The 22,403-nt window shown below is 69.3% G+C and carries 24 protein-coding genes; 11 read left to right on the top strand and 13 right to left on the bottom strand.

What is annotated here, in order from left to right; all coding sequences use genetic code 11:
- Positions 1 to 30: 30 nt before the first annotated feature.
- On the top strand, positions 31 to 777 hold the full coding sequence (gene recO / locus CXQ92_RS02835) for a DNA repair protein RecO (protein WP_104165110.1): 747 nt from the start codon (positions 31 to 33) through the stop codon (positions 775 to 777).
- The gene (locus CXQ92_RS02830) at positions 774 to 1,574 is read left to right on the top strand and encodes an isoprenyl transferase (RefSeq protein WP_104165108.1); all 801 of its coding nucleotides are present in this window, start codon (positions 774 to 776) and stop codon (positions 1,572 to 1,574) included. Before recO ends, CXQ92_RS02830 begins: the two co-directional genes overlap by 4 nt.
- Positions 1,575 to 1,587: 13 nt before the next feature.
- Here CXQ92_RS02830 and CXQ92_RS02825 read toward each other — a convergent pair whose 3' ends face one another.
- Complete coding sequence (locus tag CXQ92_RS02825; RefSeq protein WP_104165106.1) at positions 1,588 to 2,622, bottom strand: alpha/beta hydrolase; 1,035 nt, start codon at positions 2,620 to 2,622, stop codon at positions 1,588 to 1,590.
- Between the two features lie 86 nt (positions 2,623 to 2,708).
- On the opposite strand from CXQ92_RS02825, the gene CXQ92_RS02820 reads away from it, so the two are divergent.
- Complete coding sequence (locus CXQ92_RS02820; protein ID WP_104165105.1) at positions 2,709 to 3,791, top strand: quinone-dependent dihydroorotate dehydrogenase; 1,083 nt, start codon at positions 2,709 to 2,711, stop codon at positions 3,789 to 3,791.
- 81 nt (positions 3,792 to 3,872) lie between these two features.
- Here the strand turns inward: CXQ92_RS02820 and CXQ92_RS02815 are convergent, their stop codons facing one another.
- A complete protein-coding gene (locus CXQ92_RS02815) occupies positions 3,873 to 4,463 on the bottom strand; it encodes a DUF3043 domain-containing protein (protein ID WP_104165103.1) in 591 nt (196 codons plus the stop codon).
- Positions 4,464 to 4,570: 107 nt separating this feature from the next.
- On the opposite strand from CXQ92_RS02815, the gene CXQ92_RS02810 reads away from it, so the two are divergent.
- From CXQ92_RS02810 to CXQ92_RS02785, 6 genes are all read left to right on the top strand, one after another.
- Positions 4,571 to 5,995, top strand: coding sequence for a dipeptidase (locus CXQ92_RS02810; RefSeq protein WP_104165101.1), 1,425 nt, complete (start codon positions 4,571 to 4,573; stop codon positions 5,993 to 5,995).
- 157 nt (positions 5,996 to 6,152) lie between these two features.
- A complete protein-coding gene (locus CXQ92_RS02805) occupies positions 6,153 to 6,533 on the top strand; it encodes an iron-sulfur cluster assembly accessory protein (RefSeq protein WP_104165099.1) in 381 nt (126 codons plus the stop codon).
- 170 nt (positions 6,534 to 6,703) lie between these two features.
- Entirely contained in the window at positions 6,704 to 7,576 is an 873-nt protein-coding gene (gene coxB, locus CXQ92_RS02800) for a cytochrome c oxidase subunit II (RefSeq protein WP_104165097.1), read from the top strand.
- A complete protein-coding gene (ctaD, locus tag CXQ92_RS02795) occupies positions 7,576 to 9,303 on the top strand; it encodes a cytochrome c oxidase subunit I (RefSeq protein WP_104165095.1) in 1,728 nt (575 codons plus the stop codon). Before coxB ends, ctaD begins: the two co-directional genes overlap by 1 nt.
- Positions 9,300 to 9,701, top strand: coding sequence for a cytochrome c oxidase subunit 4 (locus CXQ92_RS02790; protein WP_104165093.1), 402 nt, complete (start codon positions 9,300 to 9,302; stop codon positions 9,699 to 9,701). Before ctaD ends, CXQ92_RS02790 begins: the two co-directional genes overlap by 4 nt.
- Before the next feature lie 113 nt (positions 9,702 to 9,814).
- Positions 9,815 to 10,606 carry a GntR family transcriptional regulator gene (locus CXQ92_RS02785; RefSeq protein ID WP_104165091.1) on the top strand — a complete coding sequence of 264 codons (792 nt, stop codon included), beginning with the start codon at positions 9,815 to 9,817 and terminating at the stop codon, positions 10,604 to 10,606.
- A 115-nt stretch (positions 10,607 to 10,721) separates the two neighbouring features.
- Here CXQ92_RS02785 and CXQ92_RS02780 read toward each other — a convergent pair whose 3' ends face one another.
- The 4 genes from CXQ92_RS02780 to CXQ92_RS02765 all read right to left on the bottom strand — a co-directional run bounded on the left by CXQ92_RS02780 (position 10,722) and on the right by CXQ92_RS02765 (position 15,016).
- The gene (locus tag CXQ92_RS02780) at positions 10,722 to 12,407 is read right to left on the bottom strand and encodes a ubiquinol-cytochrome c reductase cytochrome b subunit (protein WP_104165089.1); all 1,686 of its coding nucleotides are present in this window, start codon (positions 12,405 to 12,407) and stop codon (positions 10,722 to 10,724) included.
- Between the two features lies 1 nt (position 12,408).
- On the bottom strand, positions 12,409 to 13,431 hold the full coding sequence (locus CXQ92_RS02775) for a ubiquinol-cytochrome c reductase iron-sulfur subunit (RefSeq protein WP_104165087.1): 1,023 nt from the start codon (positions 13,429 to 13,431) through the stop codon (positions 12,409 to 12,411).
- Positions 13,432 to 13,500: 69 nt separating this feature from the next.
- Complete coding sequence (locus tag CXQ92_RS02770; RefSeq protein ID WP_104165085.1) at positions 13,501 to 14,292, bottom strand: c-type cytochrome; 792 nt, start codon at positions 14,290 to 14,292, stop codon at positions 13,501 to 13,503.
- An 85-nt stretch (positions 14,293 to 14,377) separates the two neighbouring features.
- Positions 14,378 to 15,016: a heme-copper oxidase subunit III gene (locus CXQ92_RS02765; protein WP_104165083.1), complete on the bottom strand. Its 639-nt coding sequence runs from the start codon at positions 15,014 to 15,016 to the stop codon at positions 14,378 to 14,380.
- 147 nt (positions 15,017 to 15,163) lie between these two features.
- Here CXQ92_RS02765 and trpD point away from each other — a divergent pair, with 147 nt between their 5' ends.
- Positions 15,164 to 16,225 carry an anthranilate phosphoribosyltransferase gene (trpD, locus tag CXQ92_RS02760; RefSeq protein WP_181033532.1) on the top strand — a complete coding sequence of 354 codons (1,062 nt, stop codon included), beginning with the start codon at positions 15,164 to 15,166 and terminating at the stop codon, positions 16,223 to 16,225.
- A gap of 28 nt (positions 16,226 to 16,253) precedes the next feature.
- Here trpD and CXQ92_RS02755 read toward each other — a convergent pair whose 3' ends face one another.
- From CXQ92_RS02755 to CXQ92_RS02740, 4 genes are all read right to left on the bottom strand, one after another.
- A complete protein-coding gene (locus tag CXQ92_RS02755) occupies positions 16,254 to 16,535 on the bottom strand; it encodes an Lrp/AsnC family transcriptional regulator (protein ID WP_104165081.1) in 282 nt (93 codons plus the stop codon).
- Positions 16,536 to 16,569: 34 nt separating this feature from the next.
- Positions 16,570 to 16,998 carry a DUF3054 domain-containing protein gene (locus tag CXQ92_RS02750; RefSeq protein WP_104165079.1) on the bottom strand — a complete coding sequence of 143 codons (429 nt, stop codon included), beginning with the start codon at positions 16,996 to 16,998 and terminating at the stop codon, positions 16,570 to 16,572.
- A 69-nt stretch (positions 16,999 to 17,067) separates the two neighbouring features.
- Positions 17,068 to 18,144: a glutaminase A gene (glsA, locus tag CXQ92_RS02745; RefSeq protein ID WP_258069677.1), complete on the bottom strand. Its 1,077-nt coding sequence runs from the start codon at positions 18,142 to 18,144 to the stop codon at positions 17,068 to 17,070.
- Positions 18,144 to 18,389 carry a LapA family protein gene (locus tag CXQ92_RS02740; protein WP_104165077.1) on the bottom strand — a complete coding sequence of 82 codons (246 nt, stop codon included), beginning with the start codon at positions 18,387 to 18,389 and terminating at the stop codon, positions 18,144 to 18,146. Before CXQ92_RS02740 ends, glsA begins: the two co-directional genes overlap by 1 nt.
- Positions 18,390 to 18,594: 205 nt before the next feature.
- Here CXQ92_RS02740 and CXQ92_RS02735 point away from each other — a divergent pair, with 205 nt between their 5' ends.
- On the top strand, positions 18,595 to 19,458 hold the full coding sequence (locus CXQ92_RS02735; protein ID WP_104165075.1) for a helix-turn-helix transcriptional regulator: 864 nt from the start codon (positions 18,595 to 18,597) through the stop codon (positions 19,456 to 19,458).
- A 4-nt stretch (positions 19,459 to 19,462) separates the two neighbouring features.
- Here CXQ92_RS02735 and CXQ92_RS02730 read toward each other — a convergent pair whose 3' ends face one another.
- The 3 genes from CXQ92_RS02730 to CXQ92_RS02720 form a co-directional block, all read right to left on the bottom strand.
- The gene (locus CXQ92_RS02730; RefSeq protein WP_181033531.1) at positions 19,463 to 20,326 is read right to left on the bottom strand and encodes a helix-turn-helix domain-containing protein; all 864 of its coding nucleotides are present in this window, start codon (positions 20,324 to 20,326) and stop codon (positions 19,463 to 19,465) included.
- A gap of 181 nt (positions 20,327 to 20,507) precedes the next feature.
- A complete protein-coding gene (locus tag CXQ92_RS02725; RefSeq protein ID WP_104165071.1) occupies positions 20,508 to 21,080 on the bottom strand; it encodes an MOSC domain-containing protein in 573 nt (190 codons plus the stop codon).
- Positions 21,081 to 21,124: 44 nt separating this feature from the next.
- Positions 21,125 to 22,402, bottom strand: a complete 1,278-nt coding sequence (locus CXQ92_RS02720) for an acyl-CoA dehydrogenase family protein (RefSeq protein ID WP_219815674.1) — start codon at positions 22,400 to 22,402, stop codon at positions 21,125 to 21,127.
- Position 22,403 lies beyond the last annotated feature (1 nt).

The following is a 22,403-nucleotide window of genomic DNA, read 5'->3' as shown; positions in this document are numbered from 1 at the left end:
TGCGGGGGTGGCAGGTGGAAGAATGGTCCAGTGCCCTCCTCGTCAGCATCACGCACCTACCGCACCGAAGGTGTCGTTCTGCGCACCTACAAGCTCGGTGAGGCGGATCGCATCATCGTCCTCCTGACGCGGGAGCACGGGCAGGTCCGTGCCGTCGCCAAGGGCGTCCGCCGGACCAGCAGCAAGTTCGGTTCCCGGCTGGAACCGTTCATGGCCGTGGATCTCCTGCTCGCGCACGGACGGAACCTCGACGTCGTCACCCAGGCCCAGACGAAGGGCGCCTACGGCCACGGCATCGCCTCGGACTACGGCCGCTACACCGCCGCCACCGCCATCGCCGAGACCGCCGAACGCCTCACGGACCTCGGAGAGGCAGGAGGGGCGCAGTACGCGCTCGTCGCCGGGGCGTTCTCCGCCCTGAGCCGCGACCTGCACCCCTCGGAGCTCATCCTCGATTCCTACCTGCTGCGCGCCCTGGCGACGGCGGGGTGGGCCCCGAGCTTCACGGACTGCGCCCGCTGCGGTGCACCGGGCCCCCACTCGGCCTTCTCCGCGCCGCTCGGTGGCGCGGTCTGCGCGGCCTGTCGGCCGCCCGGCTCGGCCTCGCCGGCGCCCGCGACCATGGAGCTGCTCGGCGCGCTGCTCACGGGCGACTGGTCGGTCGCGGACGCGTCGGAGGCCGGCGCGCGGCGCGAGGCCGCCGGTCTCATCGCCGCCTTCCTGCAATGGCACCTCGAACGCGGGGTCGCCTCCCTCAAACATGTGGAGCGTGTATGAAGAACCCGGCCCGACCCGTGGCGCCGTGGCCCCACCCGAGCGGTGAGCAGGCACCGTCCATCCCGCGCCAGTTCGTCCCCGACCACGTGGCGATCGTCATGGACGGCAACGGCCGCTGGGCCAACGAGCGCGGCCTGCCCCGCACCGAGGGGCACAAGGCCGGGGAGGCGGCCCTGCTCGACGTCATGGCCGGCGCGATCGAGATCGGCGTCCGCCACGTCTCCGTGTATGCCTTCAGCACCGAGAACTGGAAGAGGTCCCCCGAGGAAGTGCGGTTCCTGATGGGGTTCAACAAGGACGTTCTGAGGCGCCAGCGCGACCAGCTCGACGCGTGGGGGGTCCGGATCCGGTGGTCGGGGCGCCGGCCGAAGCTGTGGCAGTCGGTCATCCGCGAACTGGAGGAGGCCGAGCGGCACACCGCGGGCAATACGACCTGCACCCTGACGATGTGCGTCAACTACGGCGGACGCGCGGAGATCGCCGACGCCGCGCGGGCCATCGCCGAGGACGTCGCGGCCGGCACCCTGAAGGCCTCGTCGGTGAGCGAGAAGACCGTGCAGCGCTACCTCGACGAGCCGGACCTCCCCGACGTCGACCTGTTCCTGCGCACCTCGGGTGAGCAGCGGTTGTCGAACTTCATGCTGTGGCAGTCCGCCTACGCGGAGATGGTCTTCATGAACACGCTGTGGCCGGACGTCGACCGCCGCACCCTGTGGCGAGCCATCGAGGAGTACGCCGCGCGCGACCGCCGGTACGGCGGAGCGGTGGACCAGGCGGCGGACCGGGTGTCCTCCTGACGCGTCGGCGGTGTCAGCCGGGAAGGGGCCGCCCCGGCGTCCGGTACCCCACGGGGACCCGCGCGTCCATCCACCCGGCGGCCGCCCGGACCGCGGCGCCGCGGACCTCGGGTCGGGACAGGAAGACGTCGTGCAGTGCGCCGGGCAGGCGCCGGATGGTGACGTCGTGCCCGAGTTCCGCCGCCCGGCGTACCATCGGCACCACGTCGAGGATGATGTCGGACTCCAGCATCGACTCGTTCCAGGTGGCGCCGATCACCGACGCCGTGGAGCACAGGACCAGGACCGGAACATCCACCGTGACGCCCCGGGCCAGGGCCCTGTGGCCCGCCAGGACCGCCGCGAGCCACCCGGCCCGGATGGGGAAGCCCGTCTCGGGCCGCCAGACCGGGTCGATCCGCCATTCGCCGTCGAGCGTGTCGCTGATGCTCCTGAAGTAGAACCCCAGTGCGGGAAGGCGCAGCCGTGCCTTCGGCCGACGGCGCGAGAGGGTCTCCAGGAGGCCCTGCGCGGCGGTGCGCAGCAGGGTACTGCCCTGGGTGTCGAGCCACGGACTGTTGAGGACGAGCGCCGCGATCCTCCCCGGGTTGCGGGCCGCCCACAGCGTCGCGGTGAGCCCGCCGGTGGAGTGCGCCATCAGGACGACCTCCGGGTCGATCCCGGTTCCCGCGCGCGCCGCCAGCCGCGCCCGCAGCGCGGCCAGTGCCGCCTCGATGTCGGGGTCGTACTCCTCGAGGGACAGGGCGAAGCCGGGTGTCTGGCCCGGCAGCAGGCTGCGGCCGTAGTTGTGCAGGTCCAGCGCGAAGAACGCCCAGCCCCGCGCGGAGAGCGCTTCGGCGAGCTCGGCGTGGAAGAAGTAGTCGCTGAAACCGTGGATGTAGAGCACGGCCCGGGTGGGGCTCGATGGTCCGCTGCGGGCACCGGGCGACGCCTCCGGCTCGTACGCCACGAGGGTCGCCACCCGCGCGCCCTCGTCGTCGGGCTCGAGCGGGAGGGTCAGTGCGCGGAAGGGATCGCCCAGGATGTCCACCGACCAGCTCTCGTCCATGCCCCGACCCTACCGGCGCGCCCCGCCGGGCGCCGGGTCCTCCTGTCGAGTTGGCGCCCGCCGGGGCAGCGTGGAACTCTGGTGCCATGCGCTTCTACCCGACCTTCTTCAGGATCGTCTTCTCCGGGATGGACGCCGAACGGGCCCACAGGATCGGTTTCGCCCTGATCCGGGCGGTCGACCTCACACCGGTCGGCTGGGCCCTGCGCCGTCTCTGCGCGCCCGACCCGAGCCTCGCCACCACCGCCTTCGGCGTGGAGTTCCCCTCGCCGTTCGGACTCGCCGCGGGCTTCGACAAGGGCGGCAGGGGAGTGCTCGCCCTCACCGCGCTGGGATTCGGCCACGTGGAGATCGGCACCATCACCGGCCGGGCCCAGCCGGGCAACCCTGCGCCGCGCCTGTTCCGGCTCGTCGAGGACCGGGCCGTCATCAACCGGATGGGCTTCAACAACGACGGCGCCGTCGCCGCCGCTCCCCGCCTCCGGGCGGCCCGACAGCGGCTGACGCGCCGCTCCGGCGGACAGCAGCGGCCGGTGGTCGGCGTGAACATCGGCAAGACCAAGAAGGTCGACATCGCCGACGCCGTCGCCGACTACCTCGTGAGTACCGAGCAGCTCGCCCCCGTGGCCGACTACCTCGTGGTCAACGTGTCCTCGCCGAACACGCCGGGGCTCAGGCTGCTGCAGAGCGTCGAATCGCTCCGCCCGCTGCTCGAGGCGGTGCGCAGCACGGCGGACAGCGCGGCGGGTCGGCATGTGCCGCTCCTCGTCAAGATCGCCCCCGACCTCACGGACCAGGACCTCGACGACGTCGGCGCCCTCGCCCTGGACCTCGGCCTCGACGGGATCGTCGCCACCAACACCACCATCACGCGCGAGAATCTCGCCACCGACCCCGCCACCGTGATGGCCATGGGCGTCGGCGGCCTCAGCGGGGCGCCCCTGAAGGCACGCTCGCTGGAGGTCCTCACCCGGCTCCGGTCCGCCGTGGGCGACCACCTGGCCATCGTCTCCGTGGGCGGCGTCGAGACGCCCGACGACGTCCTGGAGCGGCTCGAGGCAGGTGCCACGCTGGTCCAGGGGTACACGGCGTTCCTCTATGAGGGTCCGTTCTGGGCGCGCAGGATCAATCGCGGACTGCTGCGGGCCCGGCGCACCTCACCGGCCTGAGCTGCGGTGGACGCGAGAGAGCCGGGCCCGCGGGCCCGGCTCTCGGTGGTGCACCGCACCTGCACGGTGCGTGTCGAACGGTCAGGCGGGGTACTGGCCCCGGCGGACCTGCGGCTTGGGCAGGCGGAGGCGCCGGAGCTGCAGGGCGCGGGTGACGCCGTACCAGAGGTCGCCCTGGTTGGGGGACCCGAACTTCTCGGTCAGCTTCTTCTTCAGCTTGCGGCGCAGCAGGACACAGTCCACGATCACCGCGACGATCAGGACCCAGAACGCCATCAGCACCGCACTCTGCACGGCGAGGGACTGGAAGAAGCTGAGGATCACGAACACGAGTGCGGCGATCATGAGGAACTCGCCGATGTTCACCCGGGCGTCGACGAACTGGCGGATGTACCGGCGGTTCGGGCCCTTGTCGCGCAGGGGGAGGTAGCGCTCGTCGTCGGTGTCGAGCGCCCGCCGCATCCTCGCGCGCTCGTCCCGCACCGTGGTGCGGCTCTGGTCGCGCGCCGCCTTCCGGTCATTGGGCACGAGGGGCCGCTTGCGGGCGGCCTCCTGCACGCTGCGCTTGGGCGTGGGCGCGCCCTTTCGCTGCGCGCGCTGCGCCTCGGGGGTGTTTGAAGCGCTGTCAACGGCTTCCTGGGCAGAGGGGGCTTCTTTGTTTCGTCCGAACACCCCTTCAGGATACCGGGTCCGCGCCCGCCGGAGGCCGAGCCCCGACCACCGCTCCCGGCGGGGCGCCGGCCTCCGACCTCCGGGTGCGGCGTGTGTAGGGTTCTGGCATGACTTCCGTGAACACCCCGACCGACCACCCGCACGATTCCCCGCGTGTCGGCGACCGGCTCCGCGCCAGCGTCGACGCGTCCTTTCCCCGCATCGTCGAGCAGCTCTCGAGCCTCGTCGCCATCCAGGGCATCGCCTGGGACGCATTCGACGCCCACGAGCTCGACCGCAGCGCCGAGGCGGTCGCGGACCTGATCCGCGGCGTGGGGATCGACGACGTCCGCATCCTGCGCGTCGACAACGACGGCACGCCGGGCGGTCCCGCCGTCGTCGCCCGCCGCGCCGCGGCCGACGGGCAGCCGACCGTCCTCCTCTACGCCCACCACGACGTGCAGCCGCCCGGGGACCCGGCGCTCTGGGAGTCCGAGCCGTTCGTCGCGACGGAGCGCGACGGCCGGCTGTACGGCCGCGGCGCGGCCGACGACAAGGCGGGCATCATGGCGCACATCGGCGCGTTCGGGGCGCTCACCGAAGTGCTCGGCGACGCCTTCGGCGTGGGCGTGACCCTGTTCATCGAGGGGGAGGAGGAAGCCGGTTCGCCGACCTTCCGGTCCTTCCTCGAGACCTATCGGGACGACCTCCAGGCCGACGTCATCGTGGTCGCGGACTCCAGCAACTGGAAGGTGGGCGTGCCCGCCCTGACCACGAGCCTGCGGGGACTCGTGGACGGCACCATCGAGGTGCAGGTCCTCGACCACGCCGTCCACTCGGGCATGTTCGGCGGCCCCGTGCTGGACGCCCCGACGCTCCTGTCCCGGCTGATCGCGACACTGCACGACGACGCCGGCGACGTCGCCATCGCGGGCCTGCACGGCGGGGACCACGCGGACGTGGACTACGACGAGGACGACTTCCGGGCGGATGCCTCGGTGCTCGACGGCGTACGCCTCGCCGGGACCGGGTCCATCGCCTCCCGCCTGTGGCACAAGCCCGCACTGTCCATCATCGGAATGGACATCCCGTCCGTCGCACTGTCCTCCAACACGCTCCTTCCGCGGGCCCGCGCCAAGTTCAGCCTGCGGCTCGCCCCCGGACAGGACCCCCGGGCCGCGATGGAGGCCGTCCGGGCCCACATCGAAGCCCACGCACCGTTCGGCGCCCGGGTGACGTTCACGCCGGGGGAGACGGGAAGCCCCTTCCGGACGGACACCACGGAACCCGCATCCCGGCTCGCCCTGTCGGCGCTCGAGGAGGCCTGGGGCGTCCAGGCCGTGGAGGCGGGCATGGGTGGCTCGATCCCCTTCATCGCCGACCTCACCGAGCTGTTCCCGTCCGCGCAGATCCTCATCACCGGCGTGGAGGACCCGGACTCCCGTGCGCACAGCGCGAACGAATCACTGCACCTCGACGAGTTCCGGAAGGCGGTCCTGGCCGAGGCGATCCTCCTCGCCCGCATCAACGACGGCGGACTCACCCGCAGCTGAACGGTGAAGAACGCGGCGGGGCGGAAATGTTTCCGCCCCGCCGTCCGTTATCACTGGTGCGGGCCCGGCGTACGATGAAGGAAAGCCGTGCGCGCCATACCGCGGACGGCACTGAGAGCGGACACACCACGGTGGGGTCCGAGCGAGGAGAAACACCATGAGCACATCGACCACCGACACCGGATCCGTCCAGGATTCCGCGGAACTCACGGCGCACGAGGTCAACCTGTCCGACGTCGCGGCAGGGAAGGTGCGCAGCCTCCTCGAGCAGGAAGGCCGGACCGACCTCAGGTTGCGCGTCGCGGTCCAGCCCGGCGGCTGCTCCGGCCTGATCTACCAGCTGTACTTCGACGAGCGTGTCCTCGACGGTGACGCGGTCCGCGACTTCGACGGCGTCGAGGTCATCGTGGACAAGATGAGCGTCCCGTATCTGTCGGGCGCATCGATCGATTTCGAGGACACCATCTCGAAGCAGGGCTTCACCATCGACAACCCCAACGCGGGCGGATCCTGCGCCTGCGGGGACTCCTTCCACTAGCACGCCGACAGGGCCCGGAACGTCACCGACGAGGTGTGTTCCGGGCCTTTTGCGTGTCACCGGATCGCGGGTCTTCCGGGTAAGCTCTACAGTGAGTAGTAAAACTGGATGTGCACCCCGGGCCGCTTCACGGGCGGGTGGCAACGCACGTAGAAAAGGAAGGTCCGTCTGTGATTTCGCAGGACCGAACCGGTAGCAAGCGCGTCAGGATCACGAAGATCTCCAGCATCTCGCTGGTCGGCGCCCTCCTACTGACCGGCTGTTCGGCAGAAGCCCAAAGGGGCTGGCTTCCGGCAGACCGGGACAACACCAACCACACCGGGGCCATCACCGATCTGTGGGTCAACTCGTGGATCGCGGCCATGGTCGTCGGCATCATCACGTGGGGCCTGATCATCTGGTGCATGGTCGCGTACCGTCGCCGCAAGAACGACACCGGGTACCCCCGGCAGATCAGCTACAACCTGCCGCTCGAGATCTTCTACTTGACCATCCCGCTGTTCATGGTCCTCGTGTTCTTCTACTTCACGGAGCGCGACATCGCGACCATCGACGCCCGCGTCGAGGATCCCGACGTCATCGTGGACGTCCGCGGCAAGCAGTGGTCGTGGGACTTCAACTACGTCAAGGAAGACAAGTACTCCACGGGCGTCCAGGGGAACCTGAACGGTGAAGAGGGCGTACCCGAGAACCTGCCGACCCTGTACCTGCCCGTCAACCAGTCCGTCGAGCTCCAGCTCAACGCACGCGACGTGCAGCACTCGTTCTTCGTCCCCGGATTCCTGATGAAGCGCGACCTGTACCCGGGCCGCACCAACTACATCAACCTCACTCCGACGAAGGAGGGGGTGTTCGCCGGCAAGTGCGCCGAGCTGTGCGGCCAGTACCACTCGGAGATGCTCTTCAACGTGGAGGTCGTCTCGCAGGAGGAGTTCGACGCGCGGATGGCGCAGCTCGAGGACGGCCAGCTCGGCGACGAGTACGACCGTGATTCCTATCCCGAGGACGATCCCGATACCGACCCAGCCAGGAGCAGCAGCTGATGTCCACCTTCGAATACACCCTTGAGGAAGCCGGCACCGTCGCGGCTCCGCGTGTAGTTCCGAGGTCCAAGGGACGCATCGTCGTCAACTGGATCACCTCGACCGACCACAAGACCATCGGGTACATGTACCTGATCGCGTCCTTCGTGTTCTTCTGCTTCGCCGGCGTCATGGCCCTCATCATCCGGGCGGAGCTGTTCGAGCCGGGTATGCAGGTCCTGCAGACGAAGGAACAGTACAACCAGCTGTTCACGATGCACGGCACCGTGATGCTCCTGATGTTCGCGACCCCGCTGTTCGCGGGCTTCACGAACGTCATCATGCCGCTCCAGATCGGCGCCCCCGACGTCGCCTTCCCCCGCCTGAACGCCCTGGCTTTCTGGTTCTTCCTCTTTGGCAGCACGATCGCCGTCTCCGGCTTCATCACCCCGCAGGGTGCCGCGTCGTTCGGCTGGTTCGCCTACGCGCCGCTGTCCAGCACGACGTTCTCGCCGGGCGTGGGTGGAGACCTGTGGGTCTTCGGTCTCGCGCTGTCGGGCTTCGGCACCATCCTCGGTGCCGTCAACTTCATCACCACGATCATCTGCATGCGCGCCCCGGGCATGACCATGTGGCGCATGCCCATCTTCACCTGGAACGCACTGATCACCTCCATCCTCGTCCTGATGGCCTTCCCGCCGCTCGCCGCCGCGCTGTTCGCGCTCGGCGCCGACCGTCGCTTCGGCGCCCACATCTTCGACCCGGAGGCCGGTGGAGCCATCCTCTGGCAGCACCTCTTCTGGTTCTTCGGCCATCCCGAGGTGTACATCATCGCGCTGCCGTTCTTCGGCATCGTCTCCGAGATCTTCCCGGTCTTCAGTCGCAAGCCGATCTTCGGCTACAAGGGCATCGTCTACGCGACGATCGCCATCGCGGCACTCTCCGTGACCGTGTGGGCGCACCACATGTACGTCACCGGCGCCGTGCTGCTCCCGTTCTTCGCCTTCATGACCATGCTCATCGCGGTACCCACCGGCGTGAAGTTCTTCAACTGGATCGGCACCATGTGGCGCGGGTCCATCACGTTCGAGACGCCGATGCTGTGGAGCCTCGGCTTCCTCGTGACGTTCCTCTTCGGAGGGCTCACGGGCATCATCCTGGCGTCACCGCCGCTGGACTTCCACGTCTCCGACACCTACTTCGTGGTCGCGCACTTCCACTACGTGGTCTTCGGGACCGTCGTGTTCGCGATGTTCGCGGGCTTCTACTTCTGGTGGCCCAAATTCACCGGCAAGATGCTCAACGAGCGCCTCGGCAAGATCCACTTCTGGATGCTGTTCCTCGGCTTCCACGCCACGTTCCTCATCCAGCACTGGCTCGGCGTCGAGGGCATGCCCCGCCGCTACGCGGACTACCTGCCGGAGGACGGCTTCACGGCGATGAACCAGTTCTCCACCATCGGCTCCTTCGTGCTCGGCGCCTCGCTGATCCCGTTCTTCTGGAACGTGTACATCACCTGGCGGACCGGCAAGAAGGTCGAGGTCGACGACCCGTGGGGCTTCGGCGCCTCGCTGGAGTGGGCGACGTCATGCCCACCGCCGCGTCACAACTTCACCTCACTGCCGCGCATCCGGTCCGAGCGCCCCGCACTCGACCTGCACCACCCCGAGCTGCAGCAGACGCACACCCCCGATGACAGTGCCGCCAGCTTCATGGGTGCCGCTGACCGAGAGGACGCTGACGCATGAGGATCGAGACGAAGCTCTTCACCTACCTGACGCCGTTCTTCCTGCTGGTGGGCACGGTGTACGGGTTCATGGTCGAATGGATGGAGCCGGTCGGGTTCCTCGGTCTGTACCTCACGGCCGGCCTCTCCGGGATGATCGGTTTCTATCTCGGCTTCACCGGCAAGCGCGTGGGCGACCGCCCGGAGGACCGACTCGACGCGGAGATCCACGAGGGTTCCGGCGAGCAGGGGCACTTCAGCCCGTGGAGCTGGTGGCCCCTGGTGCTCGGCCTGTCCGCCGCGACCAGTTTCGCCGGCCTGGCGGTCGGCTTCTGGATCCTCTACATCGGCATGGGGCTCGCCGTGATCGCCCTGGTCGGCTGGGTATACGAATACAGCCGCGGGTACCACGCCCACTGATCCGAACCCCCGTAATCCGAAAGGGAGCCCGCCATGTGCGGGCTCCCTTTCGTTCGTCTGGCGTCGTACAGTCGTAGTGCCGTCCGACGCCCCGATCACAGGAGATGGAATGTATGGCCGTGGTGCCGCGACGCTTCGACGCCGAACCGCTCGACGACGCATCAGCAACACCGAAGCATGTGCAGCTGCGCGAGAGCCTCAGGCGCTACATCCGCCGGTTCGGTGAACCCGGAGCGGGGATACCGTCCGAACGGGCTCTCGGCAGCTACTACGGGGTCGCGCGGATGACGGTCCGTCACGCCATCGACGCCCTCGTCGCCGAGGAGGTGCTGGAGCGCGTCGTGGGTCTCGGCACCTTCGTCGCGCGCAGCAAGATGGATCTGCACATGAAGATGACGTCCTACACCGAGGAGATGATCCGCCGGGGGATGGTCCCCGACGCGCGGGTCCTCAGCTTCGAGCAGCAGGGGGCCTCGCCCCTCGTTGCGCGGGAACTCCGGATCGAGATCGGGCAGCCCGTGGTGCGCTTTCGACGCCAGCTCCTCGCCGACGGTGAGCCCATGAGCGTCGACGAGAACTTCATCCCGTCCCACCGCGTGCCGGGTATCCTGGACGATCCTCCACCCACGTCTCTCTACAACGTCCTGAGCGAGAAGTACGGGCTGGTCATGGAGTGGGGCGAGGACACCATCGAGGCGACGGCCGCCTCGCCGTCGATCGCGCGCCTGCTCAACGTGGAGATGAACGCGCCCCTGCTGAGGATCCAGCGGCACGCGTACGTGGCCCGCACCATGGTCGACTACTCCGTTTCCTACTACCGCGCCGACCGGTACAAGCTGTGGGTGCCCCTGCAGCGCCCCGGCGTCCGCACGCCGCGCGCCTACAGCGCCCAACGCCTTCACTAGCCCCAGCCGGCCGTCCTGAGCCGCTGGGGCGCACGCTCCAGGAAGCCCACGGGAACGCAGAAGGACCCGGACGGTGACGTCCGGGTCCTTCTGTCAGCCTGCCGGGGGTTGGCCGCTAGTGACTGGCGATGGACTCGCGGTCCTTCGCGCCGGCGACCTCGCCGTGGTGATCTCCGTGCGACGCCTCGAGTTCCTTCGGCGTCACCGGTGCCACACGGTCCTCGAAGAAGAAGCGGGACACACGGCCATGGGCCTTGTCCAGGAGCGAGATCTTGCCGTTCTCGTCCGGCTTCGGCACCGTGACCTCGGGCGACTCGAAGGCGGTCAGCTTGTACCGCTTGTAGTCGTCCACCGGTTCGTGGACCTCGATGAACTCGCCGTGCGGCAGGCGCACGATGCGTCCGGTCTCGCGGCCGTGGAGGGCGATCTCGCGGTCCTTGCGCTGCAGCGCGAGGGAGATCCGCCGTGACGCCATGAACGCGAGGATCGGACCGAAGATCACGAGGAAGCGCAGCCAGTACGTGACGTCGTTCAGCGACACCATGAAGTGCGTGGCGATGAGGTCGGAGCTCGCGGCCGCCCACATGACGCAGTAGAACGTGACTCCTGCGACGCCGATCGCGGTGCGGGTCGGGGCATTGCGGGGACGGTCGAGCAGGTGGTGCTCCCGCTTGTCCTTCGTGACCCAGGCTTCGACCCACGGCCAGGCGAACATCGCGGTGAACACGATCATGGCGGGGACAAGGGCGGGGATCAGGACGTTCAGGGACAGCGTGTTGACGCCCCAGGGGAAGGGGAGCAGGAACTCGAAGTCGAAGTTGTCACCGAGCGTCCCGGGCATGAGGCGCAGCGCGCCGTCCACCCAGCCGATGTACCAGTCGGGCTGGGTACCGGCGGACACGGGGGAGGGGTCGTACGGGCCGTAGTTCCAGATCGGGTTGATCGTGAACGCTGCGGAGATCGCGGCGAGGACACCGAACACGATGAAGAAGAATCCACCGGCCTTCGCGGCGTACACGGGGCCGACGGGGTAGCCGACGACATTCGTGTTCGTCCGGCCGGGGCCGGGGAACTGCGAGTGCTTGTGCAGCACCACCATGAACAGGTGGATACCGATCAGCAGCAGGATGACCGCCGGGATCAGGAGGATGTGCAGCACATAGAGTCGGCCGATGATCATGGTGCCCGGGAATTCCCCTCCGAAGAGGAAGAAGCTCAGGTAGGTTCCGACCACGGGGATGGCCTTCATGACGCCGTCGATGATGCGCAGCCCGTTGCCGGAGAGCAGATCGTCGGGGAGGGAGTACCCCGTGAAGCCGGCAGCCAGGCTGAGGATGAGCAGGGTGCAGCCGACGACCCAGTTGAACTCGCGCGGGCGGCGGAAGGCCCCGGTGAAGAACACGCGCAGCATGTGCACCGCGACCGAGGCGACGAAGAGCAGGGCCGACCAGTGGTGGATCTGGCGCATCAGGAGCCCGCCACGGACGTCGAAGGAGATATCCAGCGAGGATGCGTAGGCGACGGACATCTCGACGCCGCGGAGGGGCAGGTAACTGCCCTCGTAGTGCGTCTCGGCCATCGAGGGATCGTAGAAGAAGGTGAGGAACGTGCCGGTGAGCAGCAGGATGACGAACGTGTACAGTGCCACCTCGCCGAACATGAAGGTCCAGTGGTCCGGGAAGATCTTCCGCCCGAACTCCTTGACGATTCCGGAGCCGCCGACCCGTGAGTCGACGTAGTCGGTGACCTTACCCGTGCGTGTCTTCGGCGCATAGGGTTGTGCCGCGGTTGAGCTGCTCATGTCAGCCTCGCTCCCAGAAACTAGGTCCTACGGGTTCTTGGAAATCGCTGGACGCGACGAGGTAGCCCTCGTCGTCGACCTCGATCGGTAGCTGTGGCAGCGGACGCGCAGCCGGACCGAAGATCACCTTGCACTCTTGTTCGAGGTCGAAGGTGGACTGGTGGCAGGGGCACAGCAGGTGGTGCGTCTGCTGCTCGTACAGTGCCACGGGGCAGCCGACGTGGGTGCAGATCTTGGAGTACGCGACGATGCCGTCGTACGCCCAGTTCTCGCGCCCGGGGGAGGGGTTGAGCTCTTCGGGATCGAGGCGCATGAGGAGGACGACGGCCTTGGCCTTCTCCTCGAGCTTGTGCTCTGCCTCGTTCAGTCCTTCGGGGATGACGTGGAATGCCGAACCGATGGTCACGTCCGACGCGCGGATCGGCGTGCCGCTGGGATCGCGGGTCAGGCGGACACCCGTGTCCCACATGGTCTGCCTCAGCACGTTCCCCGGGAGGGGGCCCAGGTCGCGGAAGATGACGATCGCCGGGAGCGGAGCAAGGAGAGCGGCCCCCAGGAGGGTGTTCCGGATGAGGGGACGCCGCTTGATGCCTGACTCGTCGAGGATGTCGTTGACGATCTTCTCGGCGTCGCGGCGGTCCTGCTCCGGACGGATCTCGTGACGCTGCTCCGTGACCTCGTGGTCCGGCATGAGTGTTTTGGCCCAGTGGACGATCCCGACGCCGATGCCCAGCATCGCGAAAGCGGTCCCCAGACCGAGCATCAGGTTCTGGAGCCGCAGCCGCGCGATGGTCTCGTCGAGCGGTACGAGGAAGTACCCCGCGAAGAACAGCAGCGTCCCGAGGACGGAGATGAAGAACAGCAGGGCGACCTGGCGTTCGGCACGCTTCTCGGCACGCGGATCCCGGTCCGCGAGGCGCGGGCGGTGGGGCGGAAGGCCCGGGTTCTCGAACTCGTCCAGCGCCCGCCCTGGCGTCGCAACGGTGACCGAGCTTCCGGGAGCGCCGTGACTAGAGTCGGCCATGATCCCTCTTATCTTTCATTAGGTACTGCGAGTCTGTAATTGATTCGTTCACGCGGCGCTCCCGGATGGTCAGGAGGAGCGCGACGTGAGCCACACGGTGAACGCGATGATGACGCCGAGCCCGGCGACCCAGATGAACAGGCCTTCGGAGACCGGTCCGAGCGAGCCCAGATCCGCTCCGCCCGGGGAGCCCTGCTCCTCGATCGTCTTCAGGAAGGCGATGATGTCCTGCTTGTCCTCGGGGCTCACATTGGCGTCGCTGAAGACCGGCATGTTCTGCGGGCCGGTGACCATGGCTTCGTAGATGTGCTTCTCGCTGACGCCGTCGAGGGACGGGGCGTACTTGCCGCGGGTCAGGGCGCCACCGGCGGCTGCAGCGTTGTGGCACATCGCGCAGTTCACCCGGAACAGCTCCCCACCGTGGGCGGGGTCGCCCTCGGACGCGTCGAGGATCTCCTCGGAGGGGATCGAGGGACCGGCGCCGAGCGAGGCCACGTACGCGGCCATCTGGCTGATCTGCTCCTCGGTGAACTGGACCGGCTTGGCCTGCGCCTGGGGGCCGTCCATCTGCATGGGCATGCGCCCCGTGCCGACCTGGAAGTCGACGGAGGCTGCGCCGACGCCGATGAGCGACGGTGCGGCGTCCGACCCCGTGGCGCCCATGCCGTGGCACGAGGCACAGTTCGCCGAGAACAGCTTGCTGCCCTCTTCGACGTCGTCGGCAGTAAAGGTCGTGGTCTGAGCCTGCGCCTCGTTGGCGGTACTGGCTGCGGCGTAGATTCCGCCGGTGAGGAGGAGTGCCATCAGGAGCAGCGCCAACGCTGCGAGTGGGTGACGCCGCCTCTGGGAGAGTGCCTTCACGGGGTGGTTCCTGCCTTTTTCGATGCGAGCGCTGCGGAGATTCTTCAGTGAATTCTACCTCTAGTAGAAGAGCCTACAGGAGGAGTCACTGGAGGAAGTAGATGATGATGAACAGGCCGATCCAGACCACGTCGACGAAGTGCCAGTAGTAGGACGTGACGATGGCGGAGGTGGCTTCGAAGTGCCCGAACTGGCGGGCGATGAATGCGCGGCCGATGATCAGCAGGAAGGCGACGAGGCCGCCCACCACGTGGATCCCGTGGAAGCCGGTGGTGATGTAGAAGGCCGATCCGAAGGCGTTGGAGCTCAGGGCGACGCCTTCCGCGACCAGCTCGGCGTACTCGTACGCCTGCACCGAGACGAAGATCGCGCCCAGGAGGAACGTGAGCAGGAACCACTCGACCATGCCCCAGCGGGAGAACTGGAAGAGCCCGCCCGTCCTGCGGGGCTGGAGGCGCTCCGCGGCGAACACGCCGAACTGGCAGCTGAACGAGCTCGACACCAGGATGACGGTGTTCACGAGCGCGAACGGGACGTTCAGCTTCTCGGTCTCCATCGCCCACATCTCGCCCGAGGTGGAGCGCAGGGTGAAGTACATGGCAAAGAGGCCGGCGAAGAACATCAACTCGCTGGACAGCCACACCACGGTTCCGACGGAGACCATGTTGGGGCGGTTCAGAGCGGGATGCGGGGCGGCGCTGGGGGCTTGGGTCGCAGATGTCACAGACTCATTATGTCCCCAAGATCAGCGCGATCACCAACGCGAAACGGCCGTCGCGAGGGCCGTGGCGGGGCGGGGGACGTGTTACGCCCGTGATTCCGCGGAAGTTCCCCGGGATGACTTTCTACAATTCGTAGATAATCTTGGACGGTGATCCCGACAACGAGCCCTGCCGCGGTGCAGCCCACCTGGCCGTCGATCTTCTCGTCCCTCCTCGCGAGGGCGGATCTGAGTGTGGGACAGAGCCGCTGGGCGATGGACACGATCATGGCGGGTGAGGCGAGTCATGCCCAGATCGCAGGCTTCCTGATCGCGTTGCGTGCCAAGGGGGAATCCGTCGACGAGCTCGCCGGGCTCGTCGAGGCGATGCTCGGCAGGGCCCACCGGATCCGGGTGGACGGTCCCACGCTGGACATCGTCGGGACCGGCGGTGATGGACTGGGCACGCTCAACATCTCGACGATGTCCTCGCTGGTGGCCGTGGGTGCGGGCGCGAGGGTCGTCAAGCACGGGAACCGGGGCGCCTCGTCCGCATCCGGCGCGGCGGACGTGATCGAGGAACTCGGGGTCCGCCTCGATCTGCCACCGGCGGACGTCGCCAGGACGGCCGAACGGGCCGGGATCACGTTCTGCTTCGCGCAGGTCTTCCACCCGTCCATGAAGCACGTGGCGGTGCCGCGGCGGGAGCTGGGTGTCCCCACGGCCTTCAACTTCCTGGGGCCGCTGAGCAACCCGGCCGGCGTCAGCGCGCAGGCGCTCGGGTGTGCGGACGCGAGGATGGCGCCCCTGATGGCGGGCGTCCTCGCGGCGAGGGGGATCCGCGCCCTCGTCTTCCGGGGCGACGACGGCAGGGACAAGCTGACCACCAGCGGGTCCTCCACTGTGTGGGAGGTCCGCGACGGGCAGGTGGAGGCCCACGAGGTGCACCCCGGGGACTTCGGGCTCGAGGTCGTCCCCGTCGACGCGCTGCGCGGCACCGACGCCGCGGGGAACGCGGCGGTCGTCCGGTCGGTGCTGGGCGGCCTGACCGGGCCCGTCCGGGACGCCGTCGTGCTCAACGCCGCCGCCGGCCTCGTGGCGCTGGACCCGGCCGCGGAGGGAAGCCTCGTGGACCGCATCACGGCGGGCATGGAGCGTGCGCGGACATCGATCGATTCCGGTGCCGCTGCGGCCGTGCTGGAGCGCTGGGTCGAGGTCAGCCGCTCGTACTGACCGTCGTGCCGGGCGCCGCGGTTGGCTCCTAGCTGTCGAACCCCAGGCTGAAGGCTGCGTCGAGGTCGTGCTGGGAGTAGGAGCGGAAGGCGATCTGCGTCGTCGTGGAGCGGATGCCCTCGATCTTGGAGAGGCGGTCGGCGATGACGTCGGCCAGGTCCTCGTGGCGGCTCACGCGTGCGATGGCGATGAGGTCCCACTCGCCCGTCACCGAGTACACCTCGCTGATGCCGGCGATCTCCGAGATCGCCTGTGCGCTCTCGGGGATGCGGGAGGCGTCGGTCTGGATGAGGACGAATGCGGTGATCATGGCATGCCTTTCGGGACAGGAAGGGGAATCGGACCTACGCTACCGGCCGGCGGCGGCGCCGGACCGCGCGGAGGACGATGCGCGGGAGCAGCAGGAACGCACCGAGGACGATCAGCGTGACGATCTGGAAGCTGAGCGCGACCCCGCCGCCCGACAGCGCCCGCACCGCCAGGCCGCCGGCGACCGTCACCAGCCACAGGACCACCCCGATGGGCCAGGGTGCGCCCGGCGCCCGCCACGCGCGGACGGCCACGGTCGCGACGGCGTAGGCGAGGAGGAACGGCCAGGCGGTGTCGAGCACGCCGGCGACGGTGACGCCGTGCTCGTGCGTGCGGCGTCCGGACGCCGCGAAGACGAGGATGAGGACGACGTCGGCGACTCCCCAGACGATCGAAGTCCTGCGGGCAGGTGCCGGCCGGGACGACGACGGGTCGGCGGGGCGGAGGGAGGCGCTGCGGGGCATGGCATCAGCCTAGTGGCTGACGCCCATGTGCTTCCCGGCACCGGTGACGTGGAGGCTCAGGTGGTGCGTTCAGGTGGTGCGTTCGGACGGTGTACCCGAGGCTGCCGGGCCGGCTACCGGAGCGGACGCGAAGAGATCGAGGCCGAGGCTTCGGGACAGGCTCCGTATGGCGTGCTGCCCCCGGATGCTGGTACCGGCCGCGTCGAGTCGCGGGGAGTAGGCTGCCAGGCCGCCCTTGCCCGGTGCCACGGTGACGATGCCGCCGGAGACGCCGCTTTTGCCCGGCAGCCCGACCTCGTAGAGCCAGTCGCCCGAGCGCTGGTACAGGCCGGAGGCGGCCATGACGGCGAGGGTGTCCCGGCAGACGGAAGGGTCGACGACCCGCTCGTGCGTCAGGGGATTGACCCCGCCGTCCGCCAGCGTCGCGCCCATCACGGCGAGATCCCTGGCCGAGACGAGGAGCGAGCACTGCCGGGTGTAGATGTCCGTGGTGAGCAGGGGATCGTATGACATGTGCCCATAGCTCCTGAGCAGGGCCGCGAGCGCACGATTCCGGTGGTTGGTCGCCGCCTCCGATTCGTAGACCTCGACGTCGAGCAGCAGCCGCCGGCCGGCGAACCGGGACATGCCTTCCTGGAGGAACTGCCACTTGGCGGCGGCGGAGTCCCCTGGGACGAGGCTGATCATGACGAGCGCCCCGGCATTGACCATCGGATTCCTGGGGCTGCCACCGTTGAGTTCGAGCGCCATCACCGAATCGAACGCCAGTCCCGTGTTGTTCACCCCGACCGCCTCCCGGACGGTGGTATGACCGATGGCCCCGCACACCAGGGCGAACGTGAAGGCCTTCGAGACCGATTGGATGGAGAACGCGTCCTGTGCATCGCCGATTGAGAACGAGGTGCCGTCCACCCCGCAGACGCTGATGCCGAACCGGCCCGGATCAGCGGCGGCGAGCGACGGGATGTAGTCGGCCACCGTGCCGTCGTCGAGCGTGGCATAGGTCGCATGGGCGTCGCGCAGGAGACCGGTCACTGTCGGACGGGAGGGAAGGCGGCCCGTCGAGGTGAAGGGCGCGTCACCGGGCGGGTCGGCAGTACGAACCGGGTTGAGGAGGTCGAGGTCGCCGCCGTCCAGGGACGTCACTAGGCCGACCGACGGTTGAGCAGCCACCCCACGGCGATGCCGACGACGGTGGCACACGTGAGCGTGATCCACAGGGGGAGCGTCACCGTGACGAACAGCAGCGAGACGCTCGTGTCCTGCCTGTTCTGGGCGATGAAGATCACGGCGAGAACGGCAAGGGCGATTGCAACGATCCGGCCCACGGTGAGCCGGTGCCCCCCAGGCTTCGCCGCGGTCGTACCCTTGGCCCTGTTGCGGTCTGTCATGACGATCGCTCTTCTCGATGGGTCGTGGCCGGTCGGCTCGCCGAGCCGACCGGCTCCCAGTATGTCCCGACGCCTCGGGCGCTGATCATCGACGGACGCCGATTTGCTCCCGTGCTGGCGCGGATCACCCGTGCGGGGTGTGGGCACCGTCTGGCAGGTGGCAGAAGCTGGCCGGAGTCGTGGAACCGCGACGGGAGGTGGCACCGTGTGGGAGGAGCTGGTCCACGGGGGGAAGGTCCGCCGCGTCGGGGCCATGACCGTGGCGACGACAGCGCAGTCGGCACCCAGGCTCTCCGTGATCGGGACCGAGCTGCAGGGCATGACCTACCTCGGCTTCCTGGTCCGCGGACGTGCAGAAGCACGGGTGCCGGACGGGTCCGTTCTGGCCATCCACCCGGGGGAGGCCGTCCTGCTCGCGGAACCGCTCGGCGTCGTCCTGGAGAGCCTGGTCCCCACGCGCTGGGTCCATGTGCTCGTCACCACATCCAGGCTGTGCGAGCGTGGCGTCCCGGTCCGCGCTGGCCGGGGCGAGAAGCGGGGTGGGGCACTCGCCGGCCCTGTCGCCGCCTTCGCTTCCTCCCTCGCGGAGGGGCCGGAGGACACCGGTCCAGTCAGCGACGTCGTCGCGGCCCGCGTCCTCGAGAACCTGGTGGTCGCGGTGTACGGCGACGCGCACGAGGAGGCGGACCCACGGCCGGAACGGCGCCGCCGGGTGCGGCGCGCGGCGATCGATCTCATCGATGAACGCTTCAGCGATGCCCTGCTGACACCGGCGGCCATCGCGGCCGGTGTCGGCGTCTCGCTGAGGCACCTGCAGCGCTGCTTCGAGGGAAGCGGGACGACCATCGCCACGGAGATCAGCAACCGGCGGACGGAGAACGCCTTCGTGCTGCTCACCGCACCCGCCTCGCGTGAGCTCACGGTCAGCGAGGTGGCCCGGCGGTCAGGTTTCTCGTCCGCCTTCGAACTGCGCTCGCGGGTGCGTGCGAGGTTCGGCGTCCCACCCTCGGAGCTGCGACGGTCCGGACCCCCGGCAGGCCCACGCGTCCCCATCGGGACGCCGCCGTGACGCGTCAGGCGGAGGCCGGGAGGACCTCCGCGGCGCGCGCGTGGCGGTAGTGCGCCATCGGCACGCCGAAATGCCCTTCGAAGGCGGTGCGCAGCTGATCGGCCGAGGAGAAGCCGGCGCGGAGGGCGATGCGCGGGTCCGAGCGGTCCGGACCGGTGAGGGTGGTCAGGAGGAGCGCGGCGTACTCGCTGCGGGCGCGCCTGATCTCGAGGGCCAGCGTGGTGCCGGAGCCCTCGAAACTGCGTTGGAGATGCCGCAGTGACACGTTCAGTTCCCGCGCGATTCCTGCCGGGCGCAGCGACGGATCCGCGAACCGCCGGTCGACGACGCCCACGGCGCGCTCGCGGAGGAGCGCCCTGAGTGCGGCGCCGTCGGTCCGCGGCGGGTCGGACTCGAGCAGGGCGCCCGTCAGGAGTTCCACGAGGCTGCGCTCGGTTGCCCTGGACGTCGTCGTATCCCGCAGGGCCGGACCCGACCGCAGCAGGGCGTGCGCGAACTCCCCGAGCGGCGCGAAGAGGGAGCTGCCCGGGCAGGCTCGTGCCACACCGCCGCGCAGGCGTAATCCCCGCGCCGCAAGGATGTGCACCGGCAGGCGCAGGAGGAGGATCAGTGCGGGGTCCCGGCCGTCGTCCGCGATACGCAGGTCACCCTGAACGACGGCGAGCGCCCCCTGCGGGAGGGCGAGCAGTGGTCCCACCGGCCCGCTCAGCGTGATCGACCCGTCGAGGGGGATGACGGCCTGGAGCCTCCGGCCCGTGGGTTCCCGTGCCTGCAGGGCGGGGACGGCCGATCCGGGGAGGCTGCTGATCGTCAGGTCGCCGATCGTCCGTGACCGGTCGGTGACGCTGCGGGCGGGGCGTGCCGGCACTGGTCGCTCCTTCCCCGGCGCCCTTCCAGCGCGACGGCGAGGAATTGCGACGCCCGGTCCTTTCCTGGCGGATCCTTCCCAGAGTGCGACGGCGGAGCGCGCTTCCGGATCACCTCCCGTGGGTGAACGGCATCGGTCGCTGGTCAACCCGGGTGCCTGGGAAGCAGGACAGCGGCCTTCCCTAGGGCAGCCGGGAGGGACTCCGCACCGCCGCCATGTGTGCCCGGGCCGCGTCCAGCGGCACCGGGCTGACCAGGACGGCCGGTCCCCGATACAGGGTTCCGCTGTCCAGCGGTCGGCACCGGAGGCCACCCCGGCCGCGCATGGCCCGATGGGCACCCGGCGCCAGGACGCGGTCCATCCAGGCGCAGGGGTGGGCGTGCCGGCCGCCGTGGAGGGAGACGCTCCCGCCCGCACTCTCGAGGGTGAAGTCCTCACCGATCAGCGGGGTGAGCTCGGCACCCCTGAGGACCACGTTGCGGCGCGGGAGCAGTGGATCGAAGGGGGCCGCTCCGAGCTCCGCCGCGATGGCCTCGAGCGACTCGATGGAGAACAGCGTCACGGCGGCATCCATGTGGGCGGCCTTTCCGAAGAAGCGGTCGCCCGCGATGCCCTTACCCGCCACCACCTCCGCGCGGTCCGCATCGACGGTGGCCACATCGGCTGCCCCGTCCCGGGCACGCCCGAAGTAGGCGTGGTCCGGCGAGACGAGCAGGTGCAGGATGTCGACGTCGTACCGGAACTCGTGCGTCATGGTCCCACGCTAGCCGGTCCCGCTCGTGGCGTCGCCGCTCCGGCTCAGACACCGGCCGGCTGCGGCTCGCGCTCCCCGTGGACCGCCCAGTAGCCCAGCGAGCGTGCCTTGTAGATGGCGGGGTTGTGGGAGGCGATGGTCCGCGCATTGCGCCAGTGCCGGTCGAGCGCCCGGCCCGTCGAGGTCGCCGACGCCCCGCCGACCTCGAACAGCTCGGTGGCCGCCAGCAGTGACTGGGCGACGGCGACGAGCTGCGCCCGGCTGACCGCCAGGTCGGCCTCGTCCACCGCCGCCCGGGCAGCCTGCCGCCCGGGGGTCCCGTCGTCGACCCCGTCGCAGGGCATCGCGGTCCGAAGCCGCTCGTAGGCCGTGTCCAGGTGGTCGGCGGCCGCGAGGACGACGGCCTCGGCCGCGAACGCGCGGCTGCCCAGTTCGCCCACCACCTGCAGTACCTGCGGATCCTGGCGCGGCAGCGCCGTGGTCGCGTTGATGTAGGACCGCGTGCGGGGCCGGACGAAGTCTGCCGCATCGTCGGCCGCGGCCCGGGCGATCCCGGCGAGCGACGCGACGAGCACCAGCTGGAAGAACGCGTGGACATGGCTCGGCGCGTCGGGGGAGAAGGGGCGCACGTTCCGCGGGTCCACGCGCACCTCCGTGAAGTGGGTGGTGCCGCTGCCGGTGAGCCGCTGGCCGAAACCGTCCCAGTCGTCGATGCGCTCCACGCCGGGGGCCGTGGCCCGGACCGCGTACCCGACGCGCTCGCCGTCGTGCACGGCGCTGCCGGCGATCCAGTCGGCGTAGAGGCTCCCGGTGCTGTAGTACTTGGTGCCCGTGAGCGTCGACGCGCCGTCGGGTGGGCCCGGGGACGTCAGGGCCGTCCGGATGTCCCGCAGCGACGTGCCGGTGAGCTCGCTCGAGGCGTTGCCGACCATGGTCCCCGCCGCGATGTCGAACAGCCACCGGTCCCGGTGCGCCGACGGCGGCTGGAGCAGTGTCCCCTCGACGTAGGCGAAGTGGCCGCGCCACAGCTGCGTGAGATTCGAGTCCGCCGCCGCCAGGTCGGTGAGGAGGGTGAAGAGCTGCCGTAGGGACACCCCCGATCCGCCGTACTCCCGGGGGATGCGCAGGGCGCCGAATCCCGCCTCCTTCAGGGCCGCGACCTCGTCGAAGGGCAGCACGCGGTCCTGCTCCCGGCGGGCCGCTCCGGCGGCGATGGTGTCGAAGAGCGGACGGAACCGCTCCCTCAGGGCTGCGGTCGTCGGCGGGGTGGCCGCCGGGCCAGGCTCGCTCGTCAGGGACTGATGGGTGGTCGTGGTGGGCACG

Origin of the sequence: Arthrobacter sp. SX1312 (assembly GCF_002929295.1) — a bacterium.
Lineage (GTDB): Bacteria > Actinomycetota > Actinomycetes > Actinomycetales > Micrococcaceae > Arthrobacter_D.
Note: the sequence above shows the minus strand (reverse complement) of the source record. Positions and strands in the feature narration are given on the sequence as shown.